The sequence below is a fragment of the Mycobacterium sp. GA-2829 genome (assembly GCF_001499965.1).
GTDB lineage: Bacteria > Actinomycetota > Actinomycetes > Mycobacteriales > Mycobacteriaceae > Mycobacterium.
In genome coordinates, this window is record NZ_LQIT01000004.1 from 97,636 (window position 1) to 113,823 (window position 16,188).

A 16,188-nucleotide genomic window follows, 5' to 3' on the forward strand; every position below is an offset into this window, starting at 1 on the left:
TCTGCGTACACGGCGACGAAACGCGAGTGGCGTGGGCCCTCAGCGCAGGGTCAACGGGTCACTAAGACACCTTCGGTCCGTTGAAAAGCAAGTCGTAGACAACGAAAACCCACCCGAGTTTGACCACTGCCTTCGCCTTGTTGACATATCCCTCAATTCGCTTCACCATCGGGGCGGCAACCTTCTTAGCCTCTTGCGCTACGCGGGCCAGTCCACCCTCTGCTGTCTTGGCCAACGCGGAGAGATTGTCGAGCCGCTTCTGGGTGTCGCGCTGCGCCTGTTGCAACCCTTTAACGACGGCGTCGGGAATCGCCTGCACGACCTGTCCCACCCCGTATGCGAAATTCAAACTGTCTCGCGCCCATTCCTGCACCGCTCCGCCGAAGGAACTCCCGACGTTGCGCGCCGCCTGAACCACCGATTGCACGGCGTTGGTCACCTGCTGCCCGAAGCCGACGATGGATCCACGCGCACTGTCGTTGAGCGTGTCGAGCGCCCTTGTCACCGTCGAAACCGTCTGGCGCATCGCGTGCGCGATGGCCTCCACCGACGCCCGCACCGCATTGGCGACGCTCCGGACGATCAACGTGATCGGGTTGACGGCCCTCGGCGGCGTTACCGCATTGCTCGTGCCGGTGTCGACGACCGCGAGTTGTCCGCTAAGACTCGTGGGGTCTCCACCCAGGCTCCCTACCATCTGCCCCAGATAGAGACGCTTGCCGTCGGGGCTGACCACCGCGGACGTCAGCGCCCCGGGGTCGATCGCGATTCGACTGAGCATCGTCCCGTCTGCTGTGCTCACCACTCCGATGGCCATCTGGGCCTCGTCGCCGACGACCGTGGCGGTGGGTATGTACAACCGGGTGCCGTCAGGGCTCAGCACTGGCGGGGACGGGAACACACCACTCACGAGCGAATGCACCGCCCCGGTCGTCGTGTCGATCTTCCACAGCGTCCCCGATGGAGTGCCCCCGGGTGTGTTGGTGGAGCTTTCGGTGTAGACGTATCTGCCATCCGGGCTCACGAGGATGACGCCGTTGGTCGCCGGCGAAGTCGAGCGGTCACCGAAGTCCACCTCCACCACAACAGATTTCGTGGCGGTGTCGACGACGGTCAGGCTCGCCTGGTTCGTCGTCGACCCGAGCGGCTCGAACGTCATGGTGCTGATGAACAGTTTGGCGCCGTCAGGCGACAGCGCCAACGCCATCGGATATCCCTCGGTCAGGATCGGGTCGGGGTCCGCGGTGCTCGTCGCCGGATCGATCACGTACACCGCCCGCTCGGCGTAGTCCGCGACGTACACGGTCTGGGCGTCGTTCTGGCTGATGACGATGTCGAGTGTCCCGGACCCGTAGGCTCCCGCGAAGACGCCGATCGGGATCGTGGCGACCTGGATGTTGTCGTGCTGCAGGTCGATCACTGTGACGGTGCTGTCCGTGTTGGCGGTGTACAGGCGTCTGCCGTCGGGGCTGACCACCAGTCCGGTCGCGGTGGTGTTACCCAGATCGATGGCGTCCCCGGCGACCTGCCCGCTGACCGCGTCGATGACGACGATCCTGTTGTAGATTCGCCCGTCGTCACCCTGACCGATCGCCGAGACGTACAGCTTCTTCCCGTCGGGGCTGAACGCATAGGGCTTTGCCGACGTCGAGAATCCGCTCTGGAGAACGTATCCCACTTCGACCGGATCGCCGAGCCGCCGATTCGTCGCTGTGTCGATGCCGTGCACCGTGCTCATCGGCAACGCGGTGCCGCCCGGCCCCGTCATGGTGATGACGAAGACCCTGCGCCCGTCGGGGCTGGCGATCACCGCGTACGGCAGACCGCTACCGAACTCAACGCGGTCGACGACCCCCGACGGCGTCGCTGCCGCCGCGAGCGGCGCGTTGCCGGAGGGGGCCGACTCGCCGGTGGTCTGCAGGGCCACCGGAGCCGCGCTCGCGCCGCGCTGATTCTCGGGCCGATAGGCGGCCACCGCGATTTCGCTCAGCGCGGGGGCGGCGGGCGCGGTAGGCGCCTGCGGACCGGTGTCGTCGCCGATCAACTCCGGAAGCACTTCGGATACCGGACTCTCGGGCAGCATCGGTTCGACCTCGACTGCCGGCATCTCCGCGACGGCGGGGGTCAGCACCGGTGCCGGAGCTTCCTCGACGAGCGTGAGGGTGTGCTGCGTCGACTCCGTTTCCAACCCGCCGGTGTCGACATCCGTGTCGAGGTCGTCGCCGGTGTCGAGGTCCTCAGTATCGAGGTCATCGGTATCGCGGTCGTCGGTATCGAGATCGCCGCTTTCGTCGCCGGTGTCGTTCTCCTCGCCGGCGTCGTCGTTCTCATCGCCGGTGTCGTTATCGTCGGCGGTACCGGCGTTCTCGTCATTGTCCCGAGCGTCCTGCGAGGACGACGGGGAGGGGGCGGGCCCGCTCTCGTCGTGGGCGTAGGCAACACCCGTTCCGTTAGCGACTGCGATACCCAGCCCGAGAGCTACCGCGCCCGCGCCGAGCCACTGATATGGCTCCACGCGGTTGCGATGCCCATTCTTCGAACACCGTGCGCTGCGCTGACTTGCCATGTAGTTCCCCCGGTCGTGTTTGCCGGAATACAATTAACACGACCGTCAGCTATGTGCTAGCTAAATCAAGCAGTTTCCCCCGTTCGAACGACACACACGCGCCGGCGGGGCGGAGTCAACGGTTGAGCAGTGTCTTCAACTCCGTGTCGAAGCGGTCGGCGAGATCCCACAGGTCGTCGACAAGCTGCGGGCACGAGATGATGCCGACATTCATCTGCCCGCCCTGCGACATCACCGTGACGTTGAGCCCGGAGCCGTGGAAGATCGGACCGAGCGGATACAGCGCCTTGACCTCGGCGCCGCAGGTGTACAGCTTCATCGGCGGGCCGGCCACGTTCGAGAACACGAGGTTGTGGATCGCCGTGCGGCTCAGCGGCGTGTGCGCCATCAAGTTCATCAGCCAGCCGAACGCACCGCGCGACGGCAGCTCGGCCAGATCCACCAACAGCGTCGGGCCGAGCGACGAACTATGTTGCTTCGCATTCGAATTGGATTCAGCGATCTTACGCAGCCGGTCGAGCGGATCCTCGATGTCGGTGTGCAGGTTGCAGAACATTCCCGACAGCTGATTGCGCCCCGGCCGGTCGGACTGGTCACGGACCGACGACGGCACCACGGCGATCAGCGGACGGTCCGGTAGCTCGCCGAACTCCTGCAGCATCCCCCGGAGCGCGCCGGCGCACAGCGCCATCACCACGTCGTTGACCTTGACGTCGTACGCGTTCTTCACACGTTTGACGTCGTCGAGGCTCAGCTGCGTCAACGCGATGGTGCGCTCAGGTGTGAGCTCGGCGTTGAAGCGCGTTGCCGGAGCGCTGAACGGCGCGGCCATGGCCGTTCCACTGACGGCACGGCCCACGGTCCGGACGACCGTCGACGCGGTACCCGGGAGGGCCCTCGCCAGCTGCAACGGCCGAGTGAGGAACCGCAGCAGCCCGTCGCCCGCGATCTCCAACGGCGTCGCGTCACCCGGTCCCTCGACCGGGTCGGGGGGTGGCGCGTCAGGATCCGGCGAACACAGCTGGTTGAGCAGATGGGCCGCCGACACCCCGTCGACCGCGGCATGGTGCAACTTGAGCATCAGCGCGAGCGCACCGCTGTCCTCGGTGTCGCCGACGCCCTCGATCACCCACATCTCCCATAGCGGCTTGCCGCGATCGAGTGGTATCGACGCGATGTGGGCACACAGTTCGGCCAGTTCCTTGCGCCCGCCCGGCGACGGCAAGCTGACCCGTTTCACGTGTCGGGACACATCGAAGGACCGGTCTTCCACCCACACCGGATGGTCCAGATTGAGCCGGCTGTCGGCGATCTTGGCCCGCAGCTCCGGCAGCGCCGCCATCCGCGCTGCGAGATCGCTGCGGAAGCGTTCGAAGGTGTAGCCACCGGGGACCGTCGACGGATCCAACTCGATGATCGAGCACACGTGCAGCGGTACCGCGGCTGACTCGCTGTACCACAGGCCCGCGTCCAGGCCGCTCAACCGCTCCATTCGCGTGCAGTACCCACGTTTGCGTCTCGATCAAACAGTCGTCGCCGCCGACCCCGAGCGGAGCGTTGCCACCGCTCCGCCCGTGGCTCGGAGTCAAAGGGTCGACGTCGTCGCGGGCGTATCGGCTGCGCGTGCGGCCATGGCCGGTCCGCCCGCCTTGATACTGCTGGCCTCGTCGAGATTCAGACCCGTGGTCTCCGGTGCCCACACGACCGAGATCGCGGCGGCGAAGAGCAGCAATGCGGCCGCGACGACCATGGTGCCGCCGATTCCGAGGTGCTCCAGCGACAGCGGCACCAGGAAGACGCCGACGGCCGATCCGACGCGGGTGAAGGCGGTGATCAGCCCGACGGCTGTGGCGCGGACCGCGGTGGGGAACAACTCGTTCGGGTACACCCACGTGAGCACCTGCGGACCGCCGTTGAAGATCGCGAAGCCGGTGAACGCGGCGACCAGGATCAGCGTCGACGCACCCGGCGCGACGCCGAGCACCAACAACGAGAGCCCGGCGCACAACGATCCCCAGATCACCATGCGTCGCCGTCCGCTCTTGTTGATGACACACAGCGCGGCGACGACCCCGATCAGGAACAGGAACTCCAGGACGGCAGCGCCCATGTTGTGCGAGATTCCGCTCATGCCGAATGCGGCGAGGATGTCCGGACCGAAGGTGTAGATCGCGAAAACCGGGATGTTGGAACAGGTGTAGAACGTGACGACGTAGAGCAGCCGGCCCAGGTATCCGCCGCGCAGCAGATCGCGCCACGTGGCCTTCGCGGTGGTCTCGAGCTGCAGATCCGCGACGCTGACGTCGGATCCGTAGATCCGGGTGAGGACGCGCTGGGCCTCCTCCGCACGGCCACGGCTGATGAGCCACCGCGGCGACTCCGGCGTGCCCAGACGCAGCACCAGCAGGGCCAACGCGGGGACCGCGGCGCTCGCGAGGAACCATCGCCAACCGTCGTCGCCGAGGGAGCGCATCATCGCGTCGCCGACGAAGTAGGCGCCGGCCGCGCCGACGAAGAACATGCACACCAGGCCGCTGAGGAAGGGGCCGCGATACTTCCGCGGCGCGAATTCGGTGAGCAGGGACGACGCCATCGGATAGTCGGCGGCCACCACCGCCCCGATGAAGATGCGCGCCACCAACAGCATCCAGCCCTCGGTCACAAAGAACTGCGCGATCGAGATCGCCGCGATGAGCCCCAGATCCAACGTGTACATGACCTGACGCCCGTACCGGTCGGTGAGGAAGCCCGAGACCGCGCCACCGAAGAGCATGCCGATCAGCGCGCCGGCGCCGACCAGACCTTCCATGGCCGCCGACAGGTTGAGCTGCGGCCCGGCAGTCACCAGGGCGATACCGATACTGCTGAGGATGTAGCCGTCCAGCAGCGGCCCGCCGGCGGCGAACAGCGCCAGTCGCTTGTGGAATCCCGACAGTGGAGCGTCGTCAAGGACGTGTGGTTTCACGTTCGATCTCCTTGGTGGCAGAGCCCGCCCCCGCGGCCACAGGGGTGGCGCGGCCGCAGAGTCGGGACATTCAAACTAAACCGGGTGTAGTGGTCTAGCCAGTAGTAAAAGTAAACTGAGATGGCCGCCGTGTCGCGGCTTTCGAGAAGATTCCCTGAAGTGCGGCGGTGGCTCCGCCCCCGCCACCTGCGAGTTCAACAAGGAGTACACATGTCGTTGACAGGATCGTTATCGCGGACCGTGGGCGAGTCGGACACCGCCGCCGGGTTCGGGGACCACTTTCCCCGCGCGGCCTCCACACCGTTCGTCCTCGGACTCGCAGAAGTGGCGTGCCACAATGTGATTGCACCCGAGCTGACGGAAGGTGAGGTCACCGTCGGCACCGCCGCGACCATCGAGCACCAGCTGCCCAGCCCCGTCGGTGCGACGCTGACCGCCCAGGCGCGCCTCGTCGAACGGGAGGGCCGCCGACTTCGATTCGAGGTACAGGTGTACGACGGCGACGACGTATGCGCGACTGTGAGCCACAGCCGCGCGGTCGTCCTGGCCGAGAGGATCGAGCAGCGCCTGGCGAGCCGTGCGGCGGAACTGACTGGCTGACCACCCGAGGGCGGTACGGTGGAGGTGGTCGGACCACTTCACCAATCGGTAGGCAGGGGCGCAGTCGTGGCGAAGAGCAGCACCGGCGAACCGCAGCAGCAGTTCACGCCGGCCAAACGTATCCGCGCGTACGAGAGCGTCGTCGAGCAGATCGAAAGCGCGATCCTGCGCGGCGATCTGCGCCCCGGCCAACGCCTTCCGAGCGAGCGCGACCTGACCGTTCAGTTCGCGGTCAGTCGCGCCACCATCCGCGAAGCCCTGCGCGTCCTCGAGAGCCAGGGCCTGGTGAAATCTCGGCAGGGCGATCCGACCGGCGGCGCAGAGGTGCAGGAGTTCTCACCTGCCGCGTTGAACCGGTCGTTGACCACGATGGTGCACCTCGAGCAGTTCGACCTCGCCGATGTCGTCCAGTTTCGGATGTCCATCGAAGGGTCGACGACGTTCCTGGCTGCGGTGTCGCACACGCCCGAACAGCTCGAGCGGATGAAGACCGCACACGCGGCGGCCGCACGGGCGGTTCCCCGTGGATACGAGGCTTTCTCGGCCGCTGACGTCGAGTTCCACCGCTCGGTCGCCGAGGCCGCGGGCAGCGGGCTGCTGCGCGTGTGCAACGAGGTCGCCTGCGGCGTGGTGCTCAACCTGATCGAGGCGAAACTCAAGGCGGCCTACGACATCGAACAGCTCATGCTCGACAGTTGCCGGCGGCACGCGCTGGTGCTCGACCAGATCGAACAGCGCAACGGGGCCCAGGCCGCGCGGATGGCGTTGCGCGACATGATGGATCACTACGGCCAGTTCATCCCCGACGACCGGCGCGCTCCGCTGGACGCCTTCGCCGCTCACATTCCGTTCGGGTGAGGCGAAGGCGTCCGGCCCGCGCCCCTACCCGGAGACCGCCACCGGGCGCGGCAGTTCGAATTCGCGCGTGCTCGGGCCCACGCCGGCCTCCTGCAGTTTGAACTTCTCCACCTTGCCGGTCGGCGTCTTGGGTAGCGCGTCGACGAACTCGATGTAGCGCGGGACCTGGAAACGGGCCATCCGCTCGTGGCAGAACGACCAGATCTCGTCCTCGCTGGTGTCGAACGCCCCGGGCTTCAAGACGATCGCGACCATCACGTCCTCCTCGGTGAGGTCCGAGGCGACCCCGTAGGCCGCGCAGTCGAGCACGGCGGGGTGCTCGCGGACGCTCTCCTCGACCTCGAAGGCGGAGATGTTCTCACCGCGACGCCGGATGGCCTCCTTCTTCCGGCCGATGAAGTAGACGTTGCCGTCCTCGTCCATCTTGGCGAGGTCACCGCTGTGAAACCACATGTTGCGCTGGGCCTCGGTGGTGGCGGCCGGGTTCTCGTAGTACCCGGAGTAGGTGGTGTAGGGCACCTTGGGCCGAATCAGCAACTCGCCGACGGTGTTCGGCGTAACCGGCTCGTCGACGTCATCGGCGATGCGGACCTCGAACTCCTCGACCACCCGGCCACAGGATCCGGGTACCCGCGGCTGATCGAAACGCTGCGTGATGGGGATGTTGCCCTCGACCGACCCGTAGAGCTCGACCACGGTGAGCCCGAAGCGCTTCTCGAACGCCTCCACCGACTCCGGCACGGGAACACCCCAGGCGAGGCGGACGGGGTTGTCGGCGTCGTCGGGCCGCGGTTCGGCCTTGGCCAGGATGGACAGCGTCGCGCCCATGAAATCGAATACGGTGGCGCCGGTCTCGCGCACCTCGGCCCAGAACCGCGACGCGCTGAACCGTCGGCTGATTGCCGCCGTCGCGCCGAGCAGCAGCGCGGGCACGGTGGTCAGCGCGGTGGCATCGGCGTGGAACAGCGGGAACGGGCAGTACAGCACGTCGTCCTGGCGCAGGCCGAAGTCCCGGATGGCGATGCGGGCCTGCGAGGTGAAGTAACGATGCGACAGCACACAGGCTTTCGACCGTCCGGTGGTGCCCGAGGTGTAGAGCAGCGCCGAGACGTCGCTGTGCCGCACTTCGACCGGCGGCACGCTCTGCCGGTACAGGTTGCCCAACTGATCCGGCGCGTTCTGCGCGGACCCGGATGTCACCACCGGCGCGTCGATGCCGGCGCTGGCCAGCGCCACCACCAACACGTCGCGCAGGTCCGCGTCCGCGATGAAGACCTTGGCGTCGGCCAGCCGCACCGCGTGCTCGAGGCCCAGGCCCTTGAACTCGGTGTTGATCGGCACCCACGCCGCGCCGAGGCGGTTCGACGCGAACCATGTGTGCTCACAGGCCAGCGAGTTCCGCATGAACACCCCGACCCGGTCGCCCCGCCCGACGCCGTGCACCTCCCGCAGTCCGCCCGCGAGGCGGCCGGCCGCATCCTCGAATTCGGCGAACGTGACCGACCGGCCCTCGATCTTGAGGAAGGTCCGGTCCGGCCATCGGGTCGCGGCCTCGGCGAGCGCGGAAGTCAGCGTGGCGTCATCGTGCATGGTGGGTCGGCTCTCTCCTCGACGGGTGGTCAATTGGGGGCTGTCAGCGGGTGCGTTCACGCGCCCGGAAATCGGCGAAGCTCTGCTCGGTCTCAGCGGATTCGAAGCAGTACGAGGCCATGTCGACCTCCATGCGGAGGTTGAGTTCCTGGCCGGCGTGCGCGGCGAGTTCGACGGCGCGTTTCACGCTCGACTGGGAGCGGCGCGGATTACCCGCCAACGACCGCGCCAGCTCACACGCGCGGGCCTGGGGGTCGTCGGCCAGCTCGGTGTACAGGCCGATCGTCAGACCCTCCGCGGGCTCGACCCAACGACCGGTCAACAGCAGGTCTTTCGCGCGCAGCACACCGACCATCAGGGGAAGACGTCCGGTGATGCCCCCGGTCGGTGCGTGTCCGATGACCGACTCCGGGAACTTCATCTTGGCCCGCGGACCGGCGATCACGAAGTCGGCGGCCAGCGCGATTTCCGCACCGCCTCCGATCGCGTAGCCGTGGACCGCGGCCACCACGGGGCACGCGGCCCCGGTCATCAGCCGGGTGATGTCCTGCAGCTGATCGAATGCGACGCGCAGTTCGTCGGCCGAACCGGTCTCCGGCGCCAGCGTCTCGGTCAGATCCTCACCCGCGCAGAACGCCCGGCCCGCACCCTGCACGACCACCGCGTCCGCACAATGGGTTTCGCGGCGCAACGCGTCGACGAACGATCCGAGCAGCTCGACGTTGAGCGCGTTCAGCACGTCGGGCCTGTTCAACGTGATCACCGAGACGCCGCCGTCGCGGTCGACGAGTACCGGATCCACTCCGCTCACGCTTCCTCCTTTAGTGGTCTGGCCAGTAGTCTGGCTAGACCTTTGTCATGTGTCAACAGGGACGCCGCTCCGCGCACGGGGCGGGGACGGTCAGGAGTGCGCGTGCAGAGGTTGGCCGGCCAGTGCGAGGTAGGCCTCGCCGAGCGCCTCGTTCTGTGTGGGGTGCGCGTGCAGCAGCGACACCAAATCGGCGGGCTCGGCCCCCCAGTTGTAGACCAGCTGGGCCTCGCCGATCAGTTCTCCGACGCGGGCGCCGACCATGTGGATCCCGACGATCGCGCCCGCGGCTCCCCTGCCGCCGGCCTTGATCAGCTTGACCGCTCCGCTGGTCTGCAGGATCTGGCTCCTGCCATTGCCCGCCAGGTCGTAGACGACGGTGTCGATCTCACCGAACCGCGCCCTCGCCTCCGCCTCGGTCAGGCCGACTGAGGCCACCTCGGGTTCGCAATAGGTGACTCGCGGAATGCCCGACTCGTCGATCGGGCGGGGGTCGCGTCCGGCGATGTCCTCGGCGACGAAGATGCCCTGCTGAAAACCCCTGTGCGCCAATTGCAGCCCGGCAACGACATCACCGACGGCGTAAACACCGTCGAGAGTGGTCCGCAGCCGGTCATCGGTGACGACGAAACCCCGGTCGAGCGCGACGCCGACGTCTTCGTACCCGTGGCCGGCGGTGTTGGGTCCGCGCCCGACAGCCACGAGGAGGAGATCCGCCGCGATGGTCTCGCCGTTGCCCAGGCGCACGGTCACGTCGTCGGCGCCCGCCGAGGCCGCGGTCAGGGTGACCCCGGTGTGCACCGTGACCCCACGGCGACGGAAAGCCCGTTCGAGCAGTTTGGACGAGGACTCGTCTTCGTTCGGCAGCAGCCGCGGCAGCGCTTCGACGACGGTGACCTCGGCGCCGAACGACCGCCACACCGAGGCGAACTCGACGCCGATCACGCCGCCGCCCAGCACGACCACCCGGCGTGGCACCTCATCGAGCGTGAGGGCCTGATCGGAGGTGACGATGCGGGGGCCCAGTTCGATTCCGGCGGGGACCTTCGCATACGACCCCGTCGCGAGGACGACGTGCCGCCCCGTCCACCGGCCTCCGCCCACCTCGACCGACCGCGGCCCGACGAATGTGCCTGCGCCCTCGACGATCTGGATGTTGCGCGACTTCACCAAGCCCTGCAGGCCCTTGTGCAGACGCGCGACCACACCGTCCTTGTAGGTGTTGACCGCGGTCATGTCGATGCCGTTCAACTGCGACTGCACGCCGATCTTGATGCCGTCGCGGGCGGCGTCGGCGACCTCGGCGGCGTGCAGCAGCGCCTTGGTCGGCACGCACCCGCGGTGTAGACAGGTGCCGCCGAGTTTGTCCTTCTCCACCAGCACCACCGACCGGCCGAGTTCGGCGGCGCGCAGTGCGCACGCGTACCCGCCGGACCCTCCGCCGAGGATCACCAGATCGACTGTTGTCTCCGTCATGTTCTCTCCGTCGGGTCAGTGGACGAGTGCGAGCGACGGTTGGCTGAGCAACCGCGCGATGTGGGCGAGCACCGCGCTGCCGAGTTGTCCGTCGACGAGCCGGTGGTCGAACGACAGCGACAGCGTGCACACACTGCGCAGGTGGATCTCGCCGCTGTGTTCCCATGGCCTGCGGACGATCTGGCCCACGCAGAGGATGCCGGCCTCGCCGGGGTTGAGGATCGGGGTGCCGCCGTCGACGCCGAACACCCCGATGTTGGTGATCGTGAAGGTGCCGCGGGCCATCGCCTCGGGCCGCGTCTTACCTTCCCGCGCTGCGACGATGAGCTCGTCGAGGTTGTCGCACAGCTCGCGGGCGCTCAGCTTCTGCGCCGCCTTGATGTTCGGCACCAGCAGACCGCGCGGTGTCGCGGCGGCGATGCCGAGGTTGACGTCGCGGTACCGCACGATGTCCCCGGCTTCGCCGTCCCATTTGGCGTTCATCTCCGGATGGGCCCGTAGCGCGGAGAGCGTGGCGCGGACGATGAGTACCAGCGGTGTCAGCCGCGCGCCGGCGAACGCCCGGTCGCCACGCAGCTGTTCGAGCAGATCCAGGGTCTCGGTGACGTCGACGGTGACCCACTCGGTGACGTGCGGGGCGGTGAACGCGGAGGAGACCATGGCTTCGGCGGTGACCTTGCGGACACCCTTGATCGGGATTCGGGTCTCCGCCGAATCATCCACGCCTGCAGCGGGAATGCGCGCCTGTGCGGCGTTGTCGACGTCGGCGCGGGTGATCTGTCCATGCGCACCGGTGGCCGCCACCGAAGCCAGTTCCACCCCGAGACGCTTGGCGTGCACCCGGACCGGCGGCGTCGCGTGCGGCCGGCCGGAGGCGGCCTGGCGCGGCACCGAATCGCCGGGACGGAAGCCCGGTTTGCGCGGGCGGCGCGCCACCTTGGCCCGGCTGGGTCCGTACCCGACCAGCACCGGCTGGCGTTCCTCCTCGGGCTCCTCTAGCTCGGCGGGCTCGGCGGGGTGCTCGACCGGTTCCTCGCCGTCCCCCACGAAGCTGACGATCACGGTGCCGACGTCGACCGTGTCGCCCTCCTGCACATGAAGTTTGGCGATCACACCGGCGTACGGAGACGGCAGCTCCACGAGGGATTTCGCCGTCTCGACCTCGACGAGGGTGTCGTTGACATCGACGGGGTCGCCGACCTTGACGTGCCAGGTGACGATCTCCGCTTCGGTGAGTCCTTCGCCGACGTCGGGCAGAGCGAACTGGAGGGCGGGCGCCATGACGATCCTTCGCTGGTCAGTACTGGTAGGTGGCGTCGACTGCGTCGAGCACCCGGTCGAGGTCGGGCAAGTAGGCCTCTTCGATGCGCGCCGGCGGGTAGGGGATGTTCCAGCCGCCGACGCGCTGCACGGGCGCCTCGAGCACCGAGAAGCACCGTTCGGTGACCGATGCTGCGATCTCGGCGCCGAGCCCGACGAAGGTGGGCGCCTCGTGGACGACGACCAACCGCCCGGTCTTGGCGACCGAGGTGGTGATCGTCTCGAGGTCGAGCGGCGACAGCGACCGCAGATCGAGCACCTCCAGCGACCTGCCCTCGGCTTCGGCGACGGTGGCCGCGTCGAGCGCCACCCGCACCGTCGGGCCGTAGGCGACCACCGTGCAGTCCGTCCCGGCGCGCACGACGCGGGCGCGGTCCATCGGGAGTTCCTCCGTCGCAACGGCTTCCAATGCGACGGGCGCCTTGTCCCAGTAGCGTCGTTTCGGCTCGAAGAAGATCACGGGATCGTCGCAGGCGATGGCCTGCTGGATCATCGTGTGCGCGTCACCGGGGCTCGCACACGCCACGACCCGCAGACCCGCGGTGTGGCAGAAGTAGGCCTCGTTGGATTCGCTGTGGTGTTCGACGGCGCCGATCCCACCGCCGCACGGGACGCGGATGGTCACCGGCACGGTGAGCCGGCCACCGGATCGGGCGCGCAGTTTCGCCAATTGGGACACGATCTGGTCGAAGGCCGGGTAGATGAACCCGTCGAACTGGATCTCGCACACCGGACGGTAGCCACGCAACGCCATGCCGATGGCCGTCCCCACGATGCCGGATTCGGCGAGCAGAGAGTCGATCACGCGGTCGGCGCCGAATTCGGTCTGCAGTCCCTCGGTGACCCGGAAGACGCCGCCGAGCGCACCGATGTCCTCACCGATCAGGACCACTGACTCGTCGTCGCGCATGGCTTGGCGCAGGCCGGCGTTCAGGGCGGCGCCCAGGGACAGGGTCTCGGGAACGGCGGTGGTCATGCGAACGAATTCCTCCACGTCGTGTATTGCTCGCGTTCGGCACGCAGGGCCGCGGTCTCGCGGACGAAGGTGTTGAGGAAGGTGTCCTCCAGCGCGGGTGCGTCGAGGCTTCGGCACGCGGTGCGGGTGGTTTCGGCCAGCACGGTGGCCTCCTCCTCGAGCGCGGTGTGGAACGCCTCGTCGGCCCAGCCCTGCGCGTCCAGCAGGCGCCGCACCCGGACCAGTGGGTCGCGCGCCTCCCAGACCGCGACGTCGTCTGCGCTGCGGTAGCGGGTGGGGTCATCGGACGTCGAATGCCCGGCCATGCGGTAGGTGACGGCCTCGATCAGCTCGGGCGGCCCGCCGGCACGGATGCGGTCGGCGGCCGCGGCGGTGGCCGCATGGACGGCGACGACGTCGTTGCCGTCGACCAGAGTGGTGCGCAACCCGAAGCCGGCTGCCCTGACGTGCAAGGGGGTTCGGCTCTGGGCGGCCGAGGGGGTGGAGATCGCCCACTGGTTGTTCTGGCAGAAGAACAGGATCGGCGCATTGGTCACCGCAGCCCAGTTGAGCGCTTCGCTGGCATCGCCCTGGCTGGCAGATCCGTCGCCGAAGTAGCAGAGCACGATCTCGTCGAGCGTGGGGTCCTTACGCCGGTCGGCGGCGACACCGAGCGCATATCCGGTGGCGTGCAACAGTTGCGTGCTCAACACGAGCGACGAGATGTGAAACCGATACGGTTGCGGATCCCACCCGCCGTGTGCGGTCCCTCGCCATTGGGTGAGCAGTTCGGCGGGTCCGAGGCCGCGGCAGAGGGCGGCGGCCTGTTCGCGGTAGGACGGGAACACGTGATCGCTGGGGCGCACCGCACGGATGCTGCCGACCTGCGCGGCTTCCTGCCCGCGACATGAGAGCCACAGACCGAGCTCACCCTGCCGCTGCAGGTGATAGGCCTCCTGGTCGAGTCGCCGGGCGAGCACCATGTCGCGGTAGAAGGCGCGACAGCGGCCGGCGGTGGTGTGCGCGTGGTCGTGGAGGGCGCCGTCGGCGTCGAGCACCTGCCAAGGCGAATTGAACGCCGTATCCACCATCGGCGCGTCGACCAGATCCGTCATGTCCTGCCTTCCGTCTCAGAGTGCGTGCGCCAGACAGCACGCGGATTGCGTTGCGCTGACCTCGATCACGTCGATCAGGCGGTTGAGCCGGGCGATCAACAAGTCGAGGCGTTCGCGCGTGGGCACCCGGACGGTGAGCCGGACGTCCCAGCGGTCGGACTGCGGTGGGTGCGCGAACGTCATGTGGATGATCTCGATGTCCAGGGGCAGGACCATGCCGGTCAGCCGGGCGGGCACCGCGCGCCCGGGGCCGGTCACGATGGCGAGCTGTTGTTCCGGCATCGAGACACCTCCCTGGAGTGGCCGGCCGACGCCGGACTTGGGAGATGACGCTAGGGTGCCGCCGAAACGGTGAGCAATATCCGAATAGCGATTGGGACCTGAGGCGCAACTTCCAACAACTACGTCGCACCTTTTGCGCGTACTTCGTTGCAGCAATGCGCTGTTTAGTGCATCGTGAGCGAGTGCTCGACGAGATCGATCGGGAGATCATCCGCCTGCTCCGCGAAGACGGCCGCCGCACGGTGCGCGACATCGCCCGCCGGATCGGGCTGACCGTCGCGCCAGTGAAGCGGCGCATCGACCGGCTCGAGCAGACCGGGGTCATCACCGGCTACTCAGCGCGGATCAACACGGCCATGGACGGCGAGCTCGAGGCGGTCGTCGAACTGCGGGTCGCGGGCAACCTCGATCTCGAGATGATCCTGGCCATCGCGGAAGGCGTGCCGGAGGTGACCGAGGTCCTCACACTCGCCGGAGACCCGGATGCGATCATCCGGGTGCGGGCGGTGAACATCCACGATCTTCAGCGCGTCGTGAATCTGTTGCGCACCAACGGAAGAGTGACGGGCACGAAGACGCTGGTGGTGCTCAACTCCTGGAGTCGTGCCTAGCCTGCCCTCACCGTGGGCCAGAAGAGGTCGAACAGTCTCGGCTCCCAGTCTTCGGCCCACGCACCCGTGCGGGCACGTTCGGTGATGTGCGCACCGACCACCGCGTCGATCAACTCCGCGCCGTCGAGGTCGGCGCGGAACGATCCGTCGGCCTTGCCCGCGTCGATCACCGCCTCGATTTCCGACCGCTGATCGACGAGGATGCGGCGGAACACCGCCGTGAACTCGGGGTCGTCATCGGTGAGCAGGGCCGCGAAGCCGCCGTTGCCGATCCCGTCCTCGATCGCGCGGACCGCTTCGCGGATGATCCAGCGCAGCCGGTCGGGCGCGTCGGTGTCGGGGGCCAACGGTTCCGGGGCGGTCACCCGCGACAGTGCGACCGACAGCATGTCGCGGCGGTCGCTGTGCCGGCGGTAGATCGTCGTCTTCGCGATGCCCGAGAGTGCGGTGACGGCCTCGACGGTCACCGACCTCGGCCCCTTCGTCCGCAACAGCTCCAGGGTCGCCTCCGCGATGCCGGCGTCGACATCCCGTCGCTGCACCATTCGCGCTCTCCCACCTGCGGCGGAATATCCGCCGCTTGAAAAACGCTACACTATCCGTAGCGATACGATACGCGTAGCGTTTTGTAGTGAGAGGTGGAGAGAACGTGTTCAAGAAGTTGCGGGCCGAGACAGTCACCTTGCTGGCCTATCTGTCCTTCCTCGTGGGCTTCGTCGCCTTGGGGCTGTTCGTCTACGCACTGACCGCAGACGGTTCGCTCACGGGCGTGTTCGGCATCGCCGTGATCGCGGCCTTCGCCGCAGCCGTGGTGCTGTTCCCCATGGGCGCCCGCATGCGCGCCAAGGTCAACGACAGTGGCATCGACATCCCCGGCATCAACATCTTCGCAACGCCGCTGAAGCGCGATCAGATCGACGCGTACCTGACGCACTACCGCGGTGCGCCAGAAACCGACGACGCGCCCGAGCCGGTCCTCGCACAGTCCGAGCGCCGCGCCGCCTGATCACACAACGGCCGAATCGGCCCCGCGCGACGCCAT

At 67.7% G+C, this 16,188-nt stretch carries 15 protein-coding genes; 4 read left to right on the forward strand and 11 right to left on the reverse strand.

All coding sequences use genetic code 11. The annotated features are described in order from the left end of the window. Positions 1 to 61 precede the first annotated feature (61 nt). From AU194_RS03945 to AU194_RS03955, 3 genes are all read right to left on the reverse strand, one after another. The gene (locus AU194_RS03945; RefSeq protein ID WP_059087927.1) at positions 62 to 2,515 is read right to left on the reverse strand and encodes a WD40 repeat domain-containing protein; all 2,454 of its coding nucleotides are present in this window, start codon (positions 2,513 to 2,515) and stop codon (positions 62 to 64) included. Positions 2,516 to 2,681: 166 nt separating this feature from the next. Continuing rightward, entirely contained in the window at positions 2,682 to 4,058 is a 1,377-nt protein-coding gene (locus AU194_RS03950) for a wax ester/triacylglycerol synthase family O-acyltransferase (protein ID WP_059087928.1), read from the reverse strand. Positions 4,059 to 4,151: 93 nt separating this feature from the next. Continuing rightward, a complete protein-coding gene (locus AU194_RS03955) occupies positions 4,152 to 5,531 on the reverse strand; it encodes an MFS transporter (protein WP_059087929.1) in 1,380 nt (459 codons plus the stop codon). A 210-nt stretch (positions 5,532 to 5,741) separates the two neighbouring features. Here AU194_RS03955 and AU194_RS03960 point away from each other — a divergent pair, with 210 nt between their 5' ends. Continuing rightward, positions 5,742 to 6,131, forward strand: a complete 390-nt coding sequence (locus AU194_RS03960; RefSeq protein WP_059087930.1) for a thioesterase family protein — start codon at positions 5,742 to 5,744, stop codon at positions 6,129 to 6,131. Between the two features lie 66 nt (positions 6,132 to 6,197). Continuing rightward, on the forward strand, positions 6,198 to 6,989 hold the full coding sequence (locus tag AU194_RS03965) for a FadR/GntR family transcriptional regulator (protein ID WP_231743150.1): 792 nt from the start codon (positions 6,198 to 6,200) through the stop codon (positions 6,987 to 6,989). 24 nt (positions 6,990 to 7,013) lie between these two features. Here the strand turns inward: AU194_RS03965 and AU194_RS03970 are convergent, their stop codons facing one another. The 7 genes from AU194_RS03970 to AU194_RS04000 all read right to left on the reverse strand — a co-directional run bounded on the left by AU194_RS03970 (position 7,014) and on the right by AU194_RS04000 (position 14,535). Then, positions 7,014 to 8,579, reverse strand: a complete 1,566-nt coding sequence (locus AU194_RS03970; RefSeq protein ID WP_059087931.1) for an AMP-binding protein — start codon at positions 8,577 to 8,579, stop codon at positions 7,014 to 7,016. A gap of 43 nt (positions 8,580 to 8,622) precedes the next feature. Further along, positions 8,623 to 9,390, reverse strand: coding sequence for an enoyl-CoA hydratase/isomerase family protein (locus AU194_RS03975; RefSeq protein WP_231743151.1), 768 nt, complete (start codon positions 9,388 to 9,390; stop codon positions 8,623 to 8,625). Between the two features lie 90 nt (positions 9,391 to 9,480). Beyond that, complete coding sequence (gene lpdA / locus AU194_RS03980; RefSeq protein ID WP_059087932.1) at positions 9,481 to 10,863, reverse strand: dihydrolipoyl dehydrogenase; 1,383 nt, start codon at positions 10,861 to 10,863, stop codon at positions 9,481 to 9,483. A gap of 15 nt (positions 10,864 to 10,878) precedes the next feature. Beyond that, positions 10,879 to 12,144 (reverse strand): dihydrolipoamide acetyltransferase family protein, encoded by a 1,266-nt coding sequence (locus tag AU194_RS03985; protein WP_059087933.1) that lies wholly within the window; start codon positions 12,142 to 12,144, stop codon positions 10,879 to 10,881. A 16-nt stretch (positions 12,145 to 12,160) separates the two neighbouring features. Then, entirely contained in the window at positions 12,161 to 13,159 is a 999-nt protein-coding gene (locus tag AU194_RS03990) for an alpha-ketoacid dehydrogenase subunit beta (RefSeq protein ID WP_059087934.1), read from the reverse strand. Further along, the gene (locus AU194_RS03995; protein ID WP_059087935.1) at positions 13,156 to 14,253 is read right to left on the reverse strand and encodes a thiamine pyrophosphate-dependent dehydrogenase E1 component subunit alpha; all 1,098 of its coding nucleotides are present in this window, start codon (positions 14,251 to 14,253) and stop codon (positions 13,156 to 13,158) included. The genes AU194_RS03990 and AU194_RS03995 overlap by 4 nt, the downstream gene beginning before the upstream one ends. A 15-nt stretch (positions 14,254 to 14,268) precedes the next feature. After that, entirely contained in the window at positions 14,269 to 14,535 is a 267-nt protein-coding gene (locus AU194_RS04000) for a hypothetical protein (RefSeq protein WP_059087936.1), read from the reverse strand. 182 nt (positions 14,536 to 14,717) lie between these two features. Between AU194_RS04000 and AU194_RS04005 the strand changes: the two genes are divergently transcribed. Then, a complete protein-coding gene (locus AU194_RS04005) occupies positions 14,718 to 15,146 on the forward strand; it encodes an Lrp/AsnC family transcriptional regulator (RefSeq protein ID WP_231743152.1) in 429 nt (142 codons plus the stop codon). On the opposite strand, the gene AU194_RS04010 is transcribed toward AU194_RS04005, so the two are convergent. After that, the gene (locus AU194_RS04010) at positions 15,143 to 15,691 is read right to left on the reverse strand and encodes a TetR/AcrR family transcriptional regulator (RefSeq protein WP_059087938.1); all 549 of its coding nucleotides are present in this window, start codon (positions 15,689 to 15,691) and stop codon (positions 15,143 to 15,145) included. The two genes, AU194_RS04005 and AU194_RS04010, sit on opposite strands and share 4 nt — an antisense overlap. 104 nt (positions 15,692 to 15,795) lie before the next feature. Here AU194_RS04010 and AU194_RS04015 point away from each other — a divergent pair, with 104 nt between their 5' ends. Further along, a complete protein-coding gene (locus AU194_RS04015) occupies positions 15,796 to 16,152 on the forward strand; it encodes a hypothetical protein (protein ID WP_059087939.1) in 357 nt (118 codons plus the stop codon). Positions 16,153 to 16,188: the final 36 nt, after the last annotated feature.

Bases quoted from the DNA above. Each gene is read 5' to 3' on its own strand.
- lpdA (WP_059087932.1), bottom strand. From the start codon at position 10,863: ATGACGGAGACAACAGTCGATCTGGTGATCCTCGGCGGAGGGTCCGGC.
- AU194_RS03950 (WP_059087928.1), bottom strand. From the start codon at position 4,058: ATGGAGCGGTTGAGCGGCCTGGACGCGGGCCTGTGGTACAGCGAGTCA.
- AU194_RS04010 (WP_059087938.1), bottom strand. From the start codon at position 15,691: ATGGTGCAGCGACGGGATGTCGACGCCGGCATCGCGGAGGCGACCCTG.
- AU194_RS03995 (WP_059087935.1), bottom strand. From the start codon at position 14,253: ATGACGGATCTGGTCGACGCGCCGATGGTGGATACGGCGTTCAATTCG.
- AU194_RS03985 (WP_059087933.1), bottom strand. From the start codon at position 12,144: ATGGCGCCCGCCCTCCAGTTCGCTCTGCCCGACGTCGGCGAAGGACTC.
- AU194_RS04000 (WP_059087936.1), bottom strand. From the start codon at position 14,535: ATGCCGGAACAACAGCTCGCCATCGTGACCGGCCCCGGGCGCGCGGTG.
- AU194_RS03960 (WP_059087930.1), top strand. From the start codon at position 5,742: ATGTCGTTGACAGGATCGTTATCGCGGACCGTGGGCGAGTCGGACACC.
- AU194_RS03970 (WP_059087931.1), bottom strand. From the start codon at position 8,579: ATGCACGATGACGCCACGCTGACTTCCGCGCTCGCCGAGGCCGCGACC.
- AU194_RS03990 (WP_059087934.1), bottom strand. From the start codon at position 13,159: ATGACCACCGCCGTTCCCGAGACCCTGTCCCTGGGCGCCGCCCTGAAC.